Annotated in this window: 13 protein-coding genes; 7 read left to right on the top strand and 6 right to left on the bottom strand. The window is 56.0% G+C overall.

Annotated features, from left to right (window positions below):
* Nucleotides 1-22 precede the first annotated feature (22 nt).
* Genes ACR0I1_RS09960 through ACR0I1_RS09935 form a run of 6 tightly spaced genes read left to right on the top strand, consistent with a single transcriptional unit; the run spans nt 23 to nt 6,547 of the window.
* On the top strand, nt 23-985 hold the full coding sequence (locus ACR0I1_RS09960; protein WP_480706210.1) for a cytochrome ubiquinol oxidase subunit II: 963 nt from the start codon (nt 23-25) through the stop codon (nt 983-985).
* The gene (locus ACR0I1_RS09955; protein WP_480706208.1) at nt 982-3,072 is read left to right on the top strand and encodes a cbb3-type cytochrome c oxidase subunit I; all 2,091 of its coding nucleotides are present in this window, start codon (nt 982-984) and stop codon (nt 3,070-3,072) included. Before ACR0I1_RS09960 ends, ACR0I1_RS09955 begins: the two co-directional genes overlap by 4 nt.
* Nucleotides 3,069-3,701, top strand: coding sequence for a cytochrome c oxidase subunit 3 (locus ACR0I1_RS09950; RefSeq protein WP_480706206.1), 633 nt, complete (start codon nt 3,069-3,071; stop codon nt 3,699-3,701). Before ACR0I1_RS09955 ends, ACR0I1_RS09950 begins: the two co-directional genes overlap by 4 nt.
* Complete coding sequence (locus ACR0I1_RS09945) at nt 3,694-4,020, top strand: cytochrome o ubiquinol oxidase subunit IV (protein WP_255612219.1); 327 nt, start codon at nt 3,694-3,696, stop codon at nt 4,018-4,020. Before ACR0I1_RS09950 ends, ACR0I1_RS09945 begins: the two co-directional genes overlap by 8 nt.
* A gap of 35 nt (nt 4,021-4,055) precedes the next feature.
* The gene (locus ACR0I1_RS09940) at nt 4,056-5,033 is read left to right on the top strand and encodes an HlyD family secretion protein (protein ID WP_480706203.1); all 978 of its coding nucleotides are present in this window, start codon (nt 4,056-4,058) and stop codon (nt 5,031-5,033) included.
* Nucleotides 5,030-6,547: a DHA2 family efflux MFS transporter permease subunit gene (locus ACR0I1_RS09935; RefSeq protein ID WP_170663497.1), complete on the top strand. Its 1,518-nt coding sequence runs from the start codon at nt 5,030-5,032 to the stop codon at nt 6,545-6,547. Before ACR0I1_RS09940 ends, ACR0I1_RS09935 begins: the two co-directional genes overlap by 4 nt.
* On the opposite strand, the gene crcB is transcribed toward ACR0I1_RS09935, so the two are convergent.
* Together crcB and ACR0I1_RS09925 are read right to left on the bottom strand one after the other, a co-directional pair.
* Complete coding sequence (crcB, locus tag ACR0I1_RS09930; RefSeq protein ID WP_480706201.1) at nt 6,544-6,906, bottom strand: fluoride efflux transporter CrcB; 363 nt, start codon at nt 6,904-6,906, stop codon at nt 6,544-6,546. The genes ACR0I1_RS09935 and crcB overlap by 4 nt on opposite strands.
* Nucleotides 6,903-7,349: a fluoride efflux transporter FluC gene (locus tag ACR0I1_RS09925; RefSeq protein WP_480706199.1), complete on the bottom strand. Its 447-nt coding sequence runs from the start codon at nt 7,347-7,349 to the stop codon at nt 6,903-6,905. The genes crcB and ACR0I1_RS09925 overlap by 4 nt, the downstream gene beginning before the upstream one ends.
* A 177-nt stretch (nt 7,350-7,526) precedes the next feature.
* On the opposite strand from ACR0I1_RS09925, the gene ACR0I1_RS09920 reads away from it, so the two are divergent.
* Entirely contained in the window at nt 7,527-9,107 is a 1,581-nt protein-coding gene (locus ACR0I1_RS09920; RefSeq protein WP_170635839.1) for an FMN-binding glutamate synthase family protein, read from the top strand.
* Nucleotides 9,108-9,113: 6 nt separating this feature from the next.
* Here the strand turns inward: ACR0I1_RS09920 and ACR0I1_RS09915 are convergent, their stop codons facing one another.
* The 4 genes from ACR0I1_RS09915 to ACR0I1_RS09900 are packed head-to-tail and all read right to left on the bottom strand — an operon-like array spanning nt 9,114 to nt 13,030.
* Entirely contained in the window at nt 9,114-9,770 is a 657-nt protein-coding gene (locus ACR0I1_RS09915; protein ID WP_170596158.1) for an ABC-type transport auxiliary lipoprotein family protein, read from the bottom strand.
* Nucleotides 9,767-11,083 (bottom strand): MlaD family protein, encoded by a 1,317-nt coding sequence (locus tag ACR0I1_RS09910; RefSeq protein WP_170394518.1) that lies wholly within the window; start codon nt 11,081-11,083, stop codon nt 9,767-9,769. The genes ACR0I1_RS09915 and ACR0I1_RS09910 overlap by 4 nt, the downstream gene beginning before the upstream one ends.
* Before the next feature lie 5 nt (nt 11,084-11,088).
* Nucleotides 11,089-11,904: an ABC transporter ATP-binding protein gene (locus ACR0I1_RS09905; RefSeq protein ID WP_170394521.1), complete on the bottom strand. Its 816-nt coding sequence runs from the start codon at nt 11,902-11,904 to the stop codon at nt 11,089-11,091.
* Between the two features lies 1 nt (nt 11,905).
* Complete coding sequence (locus tag ACR0I1_RS09900; protein WP_170422810.1) at nt 11,906-13,030, bottom strand: ABC transporter permease; 1,125 nt, start codon at nt 13,028-13,030, stop codon at nt 11,906-11,908.
* Nucleotides 13,031-13,195: the final 165 nt, after the last annotated feature.

Raw genomic sequence — 13,195 nt, 5'->3', positions numbered from 1 at the left:
CGCCGCAAGAGGATCATCAGGTGTGACCTTGTCTCGGATACATTCAGTCGCTGTGCCAGCCTTGGTGATCTTTGTTGCTCTGTTGTTGACGGCTGAGTCTGCCGGGGCGAGTGATAGCTTCATGGACCCCCAAGGCCCGATTGCAGCGGTGCAAAAGACACACCTTTTGCGCGCGACGGCTCTTATCCTGATCGCTGTGATACCGGTTCTGGCTCTGGTGCCGCTGATTGCCCTGCGTTATCGCCGACGTAAGGGTGGAAATGCTGCATACACGCCGCATTGGGATTTTTCGGCGAAGCTTGAATTTGTGATGTGGGGCGTCCCGGTCGTGATCGTGATGATCCTGTCTTTCTATCTCTGGAAAGCGACACATCGTCTTGACCCTTATTCGGCCCCTTTTGGAGAAGAGCCTGCCCTAAATGTGCAGGTGGTTGGCCTCGATTGGAAATGGCTGTTCATCTATCCAGATCATGGCATCGCAACGGTGGGAGAACTGGGCATACCGATCAAACAGCAAGTTGCGATGACGCTGACCACAGACACGGTGATGCAGTCGTTCATGATCCCGGCGCTGGCGGGGCAAATCTATGCCATGCCGGGGATGACGACTCGGCTACACCTGGTGGCAGACTCGCCTGAAACGATGCAAGGCGAGAACACACAGTATAATGGCCGAGGATTCACAAAGCAGAAATTCCTGGCGCAAGCCATGCAGCCCGAGGATTTTCAGGCATGGGTCGCCAGCGTAAAAGCGCATGGCATACCGTTGACCGAAAGCACTTATCGGACGTTGGCGATGCGTACGGATCGGGATGAGGTGCAGGCGGCATTGGGCACCGAACTCATGCCGCTGAATGCGCTTTATTTCACGCTGGAAGAGGGCGACCTATTCCATTCGATCCTGCGTCGTTATCACAGCGGCGAGCCTCTGCAGTTGGATCAGCAACCCGGAACGGCTGAATACGGGCAGGAGGCAAGCCAATGACAAATGCCGAGACCGGTTTCTTCGGTCGCCTGGGCTGGGATGCCTTTCCCATCGCTGGACTGATCCAGAACCCTGGCGCAAATGAGATCATTGCAAACGCTGCTGCTGCTATTGTGATCGTGGGCGTAGTGGTAGTGATTGGCATCCTGACGTGGTTCCGGTTGTGGGGTCCGCTCTGGCGCGATTGGCTGACCAGCGCTGATCACAAGAAGATCGGCATCATGTACATTGTCTTCGCCATCGTCATGCTGGCGCGGGGCGTCTTGGAAGGCGTGGTGATGCGGGCCCAACAGGCGGCGGGACCGGGGGACGGATTCCTGGAACCCGAGCATTTCGCGGAACTGTTTAGCACTCATGGCACCATAATGGTGTTCTTCGTCGCGGTACCTTTTGTCTTTGGCGTCGCTAATTACATAATTCCGCTCATGATAGGCGCGCGCGACGTGGCCTTTCCGGTGATGAACCAGATCGGGCTTGGTCTGACCGTCTCGGCCGGGCTGATGCTGATGGTCTCGCTGGTGGTGGGCGAATTCTCAACAGGTGGTTGGACCGCCTATCCGCCCTATACCGGGGCCGCGTTCAATCCCGGCGTTGGGCCGGATTACTGGATCTGGGCCATCGTGGTCTCGGGCGTGGGCACAACACTGACTGGCATCAACTTTGCCGTCACGATCTACAAGCTGCGTGCGCCGGGGATGAAGTTCATGCGGTTGCCCATGTATTGCTGGACGATCATTTGCAGCTCGATCCTGATCATCTTTGCTATGCCGCCCCTAGGCGTTGCCGCGTTGCTGCTGGCCGCGGATCGCTATCTGGATTTTCACTTCTTCACCAATGACCTTGGCGGCAACATGATGAACTATGCCAACCTGTTCTGGCTGTTTGGCCACCCCGAGGTCTACCTGTTGGTCCTGCCTGCATATGGAATCTATTCTGAGGTCTTTGCCACCTTTTCGGCCAAGCGTCTCTATGGTTACAACTCACTGGTCATCGCAACAATGTCGATTGCGGTCATGTCCTTCACGGTTTGGTTGCATCATTTCTTCACCATGGGGCAAAGCGCTCTGATCAACGCGGTGTTCGGGATTGCCACGATGCTGATCGCCATTCCGACCGGGGTTAAGGTCTATGACTGGATGGCGACTCTGTACCGTGGGCGCATTCGATTCTCGGTCCCGATGCTTTATGGCCTTGCGTTCTTGATGTTGTTCGTCATCGGCGGCCTCAGCGGAGTGGTTCTTGCCAATCCAACCGTCGACTATCAGGTCCATAATACGCTGTTTCTGGTTGCGCATTTCCACAACGCGTTGCTACCCGGTGTGCTGTTCGGGTTGCTAGCCGGCTATAACTACTGGTTTCCCAAGGCCTTTGGGTTCCGTCTAAACGAGTTCTGGGGCCGCGTTTCGGTTTTCTGCTGGACGGTTGGGTTTCTGCTGACCTTCATGCCGCTCTACTTCGTTGGTCTGATGGGCATGCCCCGCCGGTCGTTCAGTTGGGAGGATCCCAGCTTTCACCCCTACATGATCACCGCCGCCATAGGATCGCTGGTGATTACTTGCGGGTTGCTTTCGATCCTGGTCCAATTGTGGGTCAGTATACGCGACCGAGAACAGACCCGCGCACCGGTCGGTGATCCTTGGGACGGGCGCACGCTGGAATGGTCGATCCCGTCTCCGCCGCCGCCCTACAACTTCGCTATTATTCCGCAGGTTAGTGACCGCGATGACTTTGCTGCAGCTAAGGAGCGCGGACAAGCCTATCCTGCACCCGCGGCCTACGAAGATATCGAGATGCCGCGCAACACCGGCATCGGGTTTATCCTCTGCGTGCTCAGTGGCATCTGGATGTTCTCTCTGGTCTGGTGGATCTGGTGGCTGGCAGCACTGATGACCATCGCGATGATCCTCGCCATTATCATCTGGAGTTTCGACACCAGCACCGAGGTCATCATCCCCGCCGAAGAGGTCCGCAAAGAACACGAGGCGTGGTTGGCGCTGGTCCACAGCAACGCCGCTGTGGATCGCGATCATGAAAGTACACCGGAAAATCGCGGCCTCGCCCGCCCGGATATGGAGGCCGTGACATGAGGCGCGCACCCAAGCACAGCTATCCGGGGATAAACCTCGGCGAGGACCACGCCAGCGCCCACAAGGCGACCGAGGTCGTCACTTTCGGCTTCTGGGTCTTCCTGATGAGCGATCTGGTCTATTTCGGCCTGATGTTCGCGATCTATATCACCATGATAGACGCGCAAGCCGGCGGTCTAGGCCCGCATGAGCTGTTCGACCTGAAAAGCATCTTTGCCCAGACTCTCATTCTGCTGACCAGCAGTTTGACCGTCGGGTTGGCGATGTTGGCGCTGAAATACAACCTGCCTCGGGCACGGATCGTGCTGTGGTTCGGAGTGACTCTGTTGCTGGGGCTCAGTTTTCTGGTTTTGGAAATCCGTGATTTCATGAACATGGCAGCCCAAGGCGGTATCCCACAGCGTAGCGGGTTTTTGTCGGCCTTCTATGGTCTCGTACCGCTCCACGGCTTGCATGTTGCAGCCGGGTGTCTGTGGCTAATCGTGCTGGGTATTCAGCTGCGTATGTCCGGGCTGACCGATCTGCTGATGTCGCGTATGGTGCGGTTGGCGCTATTCTGGCATTTCCTCGATCTTATCTGGATCGGCATAATAACCATCGTGTATTTCGGAGGGCTGGCCTATGGATAAACGATCCGAGATGCATCACCGCGAACGGCGGCGTTACGTGATTGGCTATGGTGGGTCACTGCTGCTCACGCTGGTGGTATTTGTGATCGCCTATCATTTCGGTATTGAAACACCAGGCGTCTATATGACCATCGGCCTTCTGGGGTTGGCACAACTGGTTGTTCAACTGATCTATTTTCTACACATCGACCGCCGCCGCAGCAGCCGAGAGGATCTGGACCTGGTTCTGTTCTCGACACTTGTTCTGCTGATTATCATCGGCGGGACAGTTTGGATTCTGGGCAATCTGGCCATGCGCATGCATATGCAGGTGATGTGAGGTCGCTCGATTAGGCACCGAAAAGGAAGCTGCTTATGAAGTCATTCAAGGCAATTGCCGCCGCTGGGATCCTGGTCACGATTGCTGTTGGATTGTTCCTTTTCTGGCGGCATGAAGAGCGGTATCCGTCAACAAAAGACGCCTATATCGGCGCGAATATCATCTATGTGGCCGCACAGGTGACCGGGCAGGTTTCAGACGTTGCAGTGGTCGAAAACCAGCCGGTCAATGCAGGCGATTTGCTGTTCTCGATTGATCCGACACAGTTCCAAGCCTCGGTCGATCAGGCCAAAGCTAATCTGGACAGTGCCATTCAGCAGGCTGACTCCTTCTCGAACCAGATCACTGCTGCACAGGCCGCTGTCGAAAGCGCCAACTCTTTCTACGAAACCGCGCAGAGCAATCTTGAACGCGCCCGAGCTTTGTTTTCGGACGGGGACCTCGCGCAGGCCTCGCTGGACCAAACTACATCCGAATTCGCACAGGCTTCGGCCCGGTTGACCACCAGCCGGTCCGAGCTTTCCGCGTTGCAAAGTGGCCTCGCGGCCCGGCAGGACAACGTTTTGTCCTCGCAGGCTGCGTTGGAAATCGCGCAGGCCGATCTTGTCTGGACCAAGGTCTATGCCGCAGCCGATGGCTGGATCTCAAATCTGACGCTGCGCCCGGGGTCGTCTGTCTCTGCCAATGCGCCGCAATTTTCCATTGTCGAGTCGTCTGACTGGTGGGTCGATGCAAATTTCAAGGAAACATCACTGCCACGCATCCGACCCGGTCAGCCGGTCACAGTGCAGGTGGATATGCTTCCAGACACGACCCTGACCGGCAAGGTTGCGTCGATCGGTCGAGGCTCGGGCGATACGTTTTCGTTGTTGCCGTCCGAAAACTCCAGCGGCAACTGGGTCAAGGTCACTCGACGGTTTGCGGTGCGGATCGAGCTTGATCCAACCGACGCCCCGCTGCGTGTTGGAGGCAGCAGCAAAGTTACGGTGGATACAACCGGAACCAGCCAATGACTGATGCCGGCCACATCAATCGCGTGATTGTCGTGGCCGTCGTGCTCAGCGCTATTCTCGAAGTTCTGGACAGTACCATCGTCAATGTTGCGTTGCCGCATATTCAGGCGGCTTTTGGGGCCACAACCGATCAGGCGACATGGATCTTAACCAGCTATATCGTCTCAGCCGTTGTGGTCATGCCGCTGACCGGGTTTGTCGCGCGTCGGGTCGGGCGGCGCAGGCTGATCCTGACTGCGGTCACGGGTTTTGCCACAATGTCTGTCATGTGCGGCCTGTCATGGAGTCTTCAGACTATCGTCGCGTTCCGCCTGGCGCAGGGGATGTTCGGCGCGTTCCTGATCCCGTTATCGCAGTCCATCCTGTTTGACGCCTTTCCGCGTGAAAAACGGGGACAGGCCATGGCGGTCTTTGGCTTGGGCGTGGTGGTCGCACCGGTGTTGGGCCCAACTGTAGGTGCAGTCCTGACTGAGTATTTTTCGTGGCGAATGGTGTTTTTCGTCAACCTTCCGGTCGCCGCCATGGCCCTGCTGCTTTTGGCGGGCGAGTTGCCGGACGACAAAACCGAAGAGGTGCGCATCGACTGGAAAGGCCTGGCGCTGCTGGCAGTTGGCATTGGATGCCTTCAATTCATTCTTGACCAAGGTGAGACCAAGGACTGGCTGTCATCGAGGATGATACAGCTGGCGCTGATCGCTTCGGTTCTTGGGGCGCTGGGGTTCATAGTCCATTCTCTGACATCCCGGCATTCTGTCGTTGATTTGCGCCTTTTTGCGGATCGCAACTTTGCCCTGTGCAACCTGGTGATAGCGGGGTTCGCGATCTCATTGTTTGGCGGGATCGCCATACTGCCAACCTTTGTGCAAAGCCTGCTCGATTACCCCGTGATCGAATCCGGTCATTTGTTCATACCGCGCGGGATCGCCGCAGGTGCATCGATGGTGCTGACCGGGGCCGTACTGGTCACCCGGTTTGATCCACGAGTTTTAGCCGGGTTGGGGATGCTGTTGACAGCAGTGGGGAATTTCATGTTGGGCACGCTCAACCTCGACGCCGGTTTCTGGCAACTGGCTTGGCCGGGCTTTGTCAGTGGTCTGGGGATGGGGCTGGTGTTTGTGCCGATGTCTATTCTGGCATTCGAGAGCATCAGTAAATCAAGGCAGGATGAGGCCTCGGGCCTATTCAACGTCACCAGGCAGCTTGGCTCTTCGGTAGGTATTTCATTGGTGGGGACTTGGGTCGTGCGAGGCCTGCAAACCAATACGGCAGTGCTCAGCCAGAATGTGACACCCTACAATCCTGCTGCACAGGCTTATCTTGCGCCGCTGGGGCTGACACCCGATAGCGCCCAGGGTGCCTCCATTCTGGGGCAAGAAATTTCTCGACAGGCCGAGATGATCTCGTACCTTACTGTATTCAACAATCTTGGACTGCTGGCGTTGGCCACGATCCCACTGTTGTTCTTCTGCCGCGCGCCCAGGCCCGATCAAAGGGCTGCAGCACCCGTTCACTAGCGCGTCAGAACAAGGCCCATCCATAGCGCGAACCAGCACAAGACGAGGCTGAGAACGATGTTACCGGCGGCAAATACGATCGTCCGTTCACGGTGCAATTGCAGCGATTGATAGGCGAAGCTTGAGAATGTGGTGAAGCCGCCGCAAAACCCGAATACAAGGCGTTTTTCCTCTTCGCCCATTTCCGCAGAGCCACCCAGATAACCAATCCAAAGACCCAGCAGAAGGCTGCCCAGAACATTCACGATCAGGGTCGAGTACGGCAGATCATGCGTCACCCGAAGCGCCAGCCAATGCCGCAGTACAGCCCCCAATCCTCCGCCCAATGCGAACATGGCATGTAGATACAAGGTCGTCATTCCGATGTTTCCCGGGAATGATGCCGCCGACCCAGCGCTTCCCCAAGAACCGCCGCCGTAAGACCAAATGCGATCTCCGCGCTTACGGCGATAATCACAAACCAATTCCCGGTTTCTGCCAGTCTTTCCAGCTCGGCGACGAATGAGGAAAACGTCGATAGCCCACCGCAAAATCCGACGGCCCCTAGATGCAGGACGTGGGCGTGGACACGATTTCGAATGGCATAGAGCCAACCTAGAACGAAACAGGCCGCAACATTGATGCCGAAAGTCGCGGTCAGGAACGGAGCGCCGGGGATCTCCAGCGAAAATAGCTCGCGCAGCAACGACCCTGCAGCACCCCCCACAAAGACGGCTGTATACATCAGGGCGCGATGCCCGAATACAGGCGCTGTTTTCGACACTGCGGTTGATCCTGCTCTGACCAGCGTTTCATTTTGCATACAGACTGCTTTTGCTTGGTTCAACCGGCCTCGCTAACCCAACCGTTATCTTTGTTTGATTAGCAAGGGCTTGCGCAAACAGGTCAATTTGTTCCACGTTCTGGATGAAGAGCAGGGTCATGGACCCAATACCCATTCAAGGTCACGCTGTCACAGCGCTACTCAGGGAGATAGGAAATGATTGTTCGCAGGCTTTACTATTTCCTCAGCTATGTCTGCTTGCCTTTGACTTTGCTTTGGGGTTTTTTCTGGCCACCCGCTCACTGGTTGCTGATCATACTGATCCCCTATGCGGTTGTCGGTCTCTACGATATGCTGACAACCAAGCATAATGTGCTGAACAACTACCCGGTACTGGGTCACTTCCGATATATGTTGGAGTTTGTCAGCCCTGAAATCCGGCAGTATTTCGTTGAAACCAATGAAAGCGGGCGGCCCTATAATCGGATCATCCGCAGTCTGGTCTATTCCCGCGCCAAGGGGCAGGTGGATACTCAGGCGTTCGGTACTCAGTACGATATCATGACGGTAGGTTATCACCGCGCTGATCACTCGCTATCCCCCAAGCACGTTGAAGAGAGCGAAGAACGGGTGATATTGGGCGGCCCTCAATGCGACAAACCCTACAATGCGTCGCGTCTGAACGTATCAGCAATGAGTTTCGGTGCACTCAGCGCCAACGCAATCCGTGCTTTGAATGGCGGTGCAAAAGATGGGGGTTTTGCGCATAACACGGGCGAAGGCGGACTGTCCCCCCACCATCTGGCAGAAGGTGGAGACATCATCTGGCAAATCGGAACAGGATATTTTGGATGCCGCACGCCTGATGGTGGGTTCGATAAGGACCTGTTTGCCGAAAAGGCCAAGAAAGATGTCGTCAAAGCGATCGAGATCAAATTGTCGCAAGGGGCGAAGCCGTCTCATGGCGGGGTCCTACCGGCAGCAAAGGTGGATGAAGAAATCGCCGAGATTCGTGGGGTTCCAGTACATCAGGATGTGATTTCCCCACCTATTCATTCGGCCTTTGATGGACCGACTGGATTGATGCATTTCGTTCAGCATCTGCGAGAGATGTCAGGTGGCAAGCCCGTAGGCTTCAAACTGTGCATCGGTCGTCGATCCGAGTTTATGGCGATTTGCAAAGCGATGTTGGAAACTGAGATTCTGCCTGACTTCATCACGGTGGACGGCGCGGAAGGGGGCACTGGCGCTGCCCCGGTCGAGTTCACCAACCGATTGGGGATGCCGCTCAACGAGGCACTGATATTTGTAAACAACTGTCTGCGCGGTATCGGGGTCCGCGACAAGGTGCGGGTGATCTGTTCGGGCAAAGTGGCCACTGGGTTCGATATGGTCGAGAAATTCGCTTTGGGTGCGGATATGTGTAACGCGGCGCGGGCGATGATGTTTGCGGTGGGGTGCATTCAGGCGCTGCATTGCAACACCAACAGGTGCCCTTCGGGGGTGGCGACGCAAGATCCGATCCGTGGGCGGGCGGTGAATGTGCCACAGAAAAGACAGCGCGTGCATCGGTTTCATGACGCGACGCTTGAAAGCTTCCGCGAGATATTAGGGGCTATGGGCAAAGCAAAAGTTTCCGACCTGCGCCCTGCCGACATCCGGCGCCGAAATGCGGATGAACGAGAGCGGTCTTATGCCGAGCTATACAGCTTTCTGGATGACGGCTCTCTGTTGGGCAAGACCATCCCTGAAGAGTTCGCCGCTGACTGGCAAGTCGCCTCAGCGAGCCAGTTCTAGCGACCGCTAGCTAGGTGTTGATCGCGGGTTATTGAGCGTATGCGTATGGATTTTGCGGATGCTCCATTCCACGGCATCCCGCATTGTCTTTCCCAAGGCGATATCAAAGGCCTCAACCAGTTCGGGTGTTTTATCGCTGGTCGCCAGCACTGCTTCCTGGAATGAGCTTGAAGCGATGATCTTGTCCTCATACTCATCGATAATCTTAATATTGATGCGCACTTCTACGCGGACCGTCTTCGTGTCTTCGGTTTCGCTGATGACGATGCCCTGAAATTCGCGCAGATCAGGCGCGATCACATAGTCCGCTCTCAGGCCTACGGTCGAACGTCCTACGGCCGCGACCTTGCCCGAATTTTCGTAGCTTTCGACCATCAGCGCCTGCACAATTAACGGCGCGCGATCCACCCATCGGGCCCGCGGCAGATACTGTACCTGAAGCAAGGTGGGCTGCACGGCGATCTGATCGGTGTTCACGGCCGCCGTCGCTGTGGGCTCTTCGACAACGATCTGTTTTTGGATTCGCGGCAGCGATGACGAGAACGTGCTTTTGGGTGTCAGCAAATACAAGTCATTGGGCTTAGAAGCCTGCCGCAGCGTGCCCAAGCCCGTGCAGCCCGTCAAAGCGGCCAAAACCAGAGTCAATATTAAGGGCCGTATCATTGACGAAACTCCGATGCTTGGGTGCCTAACAAAAAGCGGGCCGGGTCGCGTTCGACCTTGTCGACCAATCTATCCAGACTGATGACTAGACGCTGTGATTCCTCGATGAACCGGATGAACTGAGGCAACCCAACGCGCAAGAAGTCCGAAACCTGACGGCGGTTGTCCTGAACGATCCCGTCGATGGTTCCCAGCAGATCCGACGCCGATTGGGAGGCGCTGAGAACATCGTCGGAAATCTTGTCAATCTTTTCGGTGATATTCGAGACGGTTTCCGCAACCTGATTGGCCGCCTTACTCACATCTTCAGCGACAGGTGAGATATCCTCGTCCATCACGCGGTTTGCCGAGTCAAACGCCCTCTCTGCTGAATCGAGCGCCCCTTTGGCTGAATCCATAGTCGATGTAACCGATTCAAGGGTGGTGTTTGCATTCAGAACAGTCTCGCTGATTACCTCAAGCGTAACGCTGCCTTCATCTGACAGCCGAGTCAGCCTTTCGGCCAGGATTGACCCGCGTTCGATAAAGGGCCGGATATCTTCCTGAATCACGCTTTCAGCACTGGCAATGGCGTTATTTGCAGTCTCTAGCGTTGTTTTGGCGGATTCTGAGGTTTCTTTGATGCTCTTCAGCGTGTCCGTTCCTGTGCTCAACGTCGTCTCGGCCGTATTCGCCAACGTATCCAGTCTCTTGGTAAATTCTCCAACGTCTTTGGCCGCACCGCCCAAATCGGACGAGAGCGACTGGAAATCCGTCAGAGTTTTATCCAGCTTGCCCGACGCTTCTGCCAGATTGTTCAGGATATCCGACACCGCCTTTCGGTTTTTGTCATCAACAACCGAATTGAGGTTCTCCAACAGGGTGACCGCCTTTTCCAGAACCTCTGGCGCACCCTCAAGCAAGGATTGAATCGAACTGCGCTTGCTTGGGATGACACTATTCTGGGCCAGCCTTTCTGCGGTTGGGGACCCGCCGGAAAGCTCAACATAAGCAACCCCTGTCACACCCAGAGATTGCAACTGTGCGATGGTTTCTTTGGTAACAGGGATGTCGGCATCAACCTCAAGCCGCACTCGCACCTTTGACGGGTCATCTTTGTCCAAGTCCAAGGAAACCACCTGACCCACGGGCAAGCCGTTGTAATTTACGCCACCTGCAGCCGACAGGCCCGAGACATTGTCGAACAACACATCATAATAGGCGTATTGCCGGGTCACTTCGAATTTGGCGAGCCACAGAAAGAACCCGAAGGCACCAAGGATGCCCGCCAGGGTGAACGCACCGATCAGGATGTAATTCGCTCGGGTCTCCATCGCCTCTACCTGTCCTGCCCCTTCTGTTGTGCCGCACGGGCGCGGGGGCCTGTGAAATATTCCTGAACCCAAGGATGGTCGACCTTGGTCATCTCTTCTATCGGACCTTCAACCAGCACGCGTTTTTCCGCAAGTACCGCGACGCGATCACATATGGCATAAAGGCTGTCCAGATCATGCGTTACCATGAACACGGTCAGCCCCAACGTGTGCTGAAGTTCCCCGATCAGTTCATCATATGCGGCGGCCCCGATCGGGTCCAACCCGGCAGTTGGTTCGTCCAGAAAAACGATTTCGGGGTCCAGCGACAGGGCGCGGGCCAACGCAGCGCGTTTACGCATTCCGCCGGACAGTTCCGAGGGGAACTTGCTGCAACTTAGTTGAGGCAAGCCAACGAGACTGATCTTCAGCCCACCTAGTGCGGCCATCAATTTTTCACTGATACCCGTGTGCTCGCGCAGAGGCGCCATCACGTTCTGCAATACAGTCAGTGAGGAAAACAGCGCACCGTCCTGAAATGCCACGCCCCAGCTTCTTTCGATCCGCTGACGTTCTTCTTCGGGGCCATTAAGAACATCGACGCCAAGAACCTCAATACTTCCCGACTTGGGCTTGTTCAGCCCGACGATCGTACGCAAAAGCACGGACTTCCCAGTGCCCGATCCACCGACAACACCCAGCACTTCACCGCGCCAGACATCGAGGTTGAGGTTGTCGTGGACCACTTGCTCGCCGAACTGGTTGGTTAAATTGCGCACACGAATAACGGCCTCGCGTTTCGTGTCGGATTGGGGCTTGTCCTGAAGCGCGGCTCCATCCATGTCAGATCCCCAACTCTGAGAAGAAGATCGAAAACAGGGCGTCGATGGCGATGACCATAAAGATCGATTGCACGACCGAGGCCGTCGTCCGCTGACCAACGCTTTCGGATGAACCTTTGACCTGCATAGCCTGCCAGCAGGCAATGACACCGATCACCAGTGCAAAGAACGGTGCCTTGATCATCCCGACGGCAAGCTGTGCGACGCCGGTATTTTCCTTCAACCGGGTCAGGAACATGCCGGGGCTGACACCGAGGTCGATCCAACTCATCAACGCTCCGCCGATCAGGCCAGCCATATCGGCAACAAAGCCAAGAATGGGCAACATGATCAACAGCGCCAGAACACGGGGAATGACCAGAACTTCAATCGGATCCAACCCCAGGGTGCGCATCGCATCAATCTCTTCCTGCACCTTCATCGAGCCAATCGAAGCCGTAAAAGCCGAACCGGAGCGACCAGCGACGATGATCGCTGTCAGCAGGATACCAAGCTCACGCAGGATCGAGATGGAGATCAATTCGACAACAAAGATCTCAGCCCCGAACTGTTTCAACTGCGTCGCGCCCTGAAAGGCCAGAACGACGCCGATCAGGAAACCCATCAAGGACACAATCGGCAGCGCCTTGAAGCCGACTTGCTCCATCTGTGACACCAAGGCAGCACGACGCAGTCGCCATGGCATGATCAGAGTCCGGACCAATCGATGCAGAGTAAGGCCAAGAAAGCCGATGATTGATAATGTGTCCTGCCAGGCGCCAAAAGTTTTTTGCCCAATCCGGGCAACCCAATTCACAAAGCCATGCGGCGGCAGTTCTTCTCCTGTAACCTCGGATATGTTGTGCGATACTGTTTCGATCAATGACGAATGCGCAGGGGCCAACCCTTCGAGCTGGACCTGAGCGCCCTCGCTTCCCATCCGCTGCACCAGATTGGCGACTAGCCAGGCCCCTCCGGTATCCAGCGATTCCACCTGCGACATGTCCACAATGACATCTTGGCCGTTGGGCTTTTGGGCAGCAAAACCCGCTTCGACACGATCCAACGATTGAGTGCGCAGATCTCCGGCAAGGCGGATACAAACGCCGGTTGCGCTGGTCTCGGAAATAATCGTCGGCCGTGTCATAGCGGTATGTGATGGCAAACACCGGGTCGCTGCAATGGATTTGTTCGAACCCCTCAGGATTTTGCGCCCGCGCATTGCGGTAGAGCGACAGTGAAGCCCATGGTTCCGATTCTGGAGCAGGCAGAGCGGGCGAGCCATGCGTTTCGCGTGTTTGCATTGTGGCGC

Source organism: Ruegeria sp. B11, from assembly GCF_056539785.1.
The sequence above is the reverse complement of the archived record's forward strand: the minus strand, read 5'-3'. Positions and strand labels throughout refer to the sequence as shown.

Bases quoted from the DNA above. Each gene is read 5' to 3' on its own strand.
- ACR0I1_RS09945 (WP_255612219.1), top strand. From the start codon at position 3,694: ATGGATAAACGATCCGAGATGCATCACCGCGAACGGCGGCGTTACGTG.
- ACR0I1_RS09940 (WP_480706203.1), top strand. From the start codon at position 4,056: ATGAAGTCATTCAAGGCAATTGCCGCCGCTGGGATCCTGGTCACGATT.
- ACR0I1_RS09900 (WP_170422810.1), bottom strand. From the start codon at position 13,030: ATGACACGGCCGACGATTATTTCCGAGACCAGCGCAACCGGCGTTTGT.
- ACR0I1_RS09915 (WP_170596158.1), bottom strand. From the start codon at position 9,770: ATGATACGGCCCTTAATATTGACTCTGGTTTTGGCCGCTTTGACGGGC.
- ACR0I1_RS09920 (WP_170635839.1), top strand. From the start codon at position 7,527: ATGATTGTTCGCAGGCTTTACTATTTCCTCAGCTATGTCTGCTTGCCT.
- ACR0I1_RS09950 (WP_480706206.1), top strand. From the start codon at position 3,069: ATGAGGCGCGCACCCAAGCACAGCTATCCGGGGATAAACCTCGGCGAG.
- ACR0I1_RS09925 (WP_480706199.1), bottom strand. From the start codon at position 7,349: ATGCAAAATGAAACGCTGGTCAGAGCAGGATCAACCGCAGTGTCGAAA.
- crcB (WP_480706201.1), bottom strand. From the start codon at position 6,906: ATGACGACCTTGTATCTACATGCCATGTTCGCATTGGGCGGAGGATTG.
- ACR0I1_RS09955 (WP_480706208.1), top strand. From the start codon at position 982: ATGACAAATGCCGAGACCGGTTTCTTCGGTCGCCTGGGCTGGGATGCC.
- ACR0I1_RS09910 (WP_170394518.1), bottom strand. From the start codon at position 11,083: ATGGAGACCCGAGCGAATTACATCCTGATCGGTGCGTTCACCCTGGCG.
- ACR0I1_RS09935 (WP_170663497.1), top strand. From the start codon at position 5,030: ATGACTGATGCCGGCCACATCAATCGCGTGATTGTCGTGGCCGTCGTG.
- ACR0I1_RS09905 (WP_170394521.1), bottom strand. From the start codon at position 11,904: ATGGATGGAGCCGCGCTTCAGGACAAGCCCCAATCCGACACGAAACGC.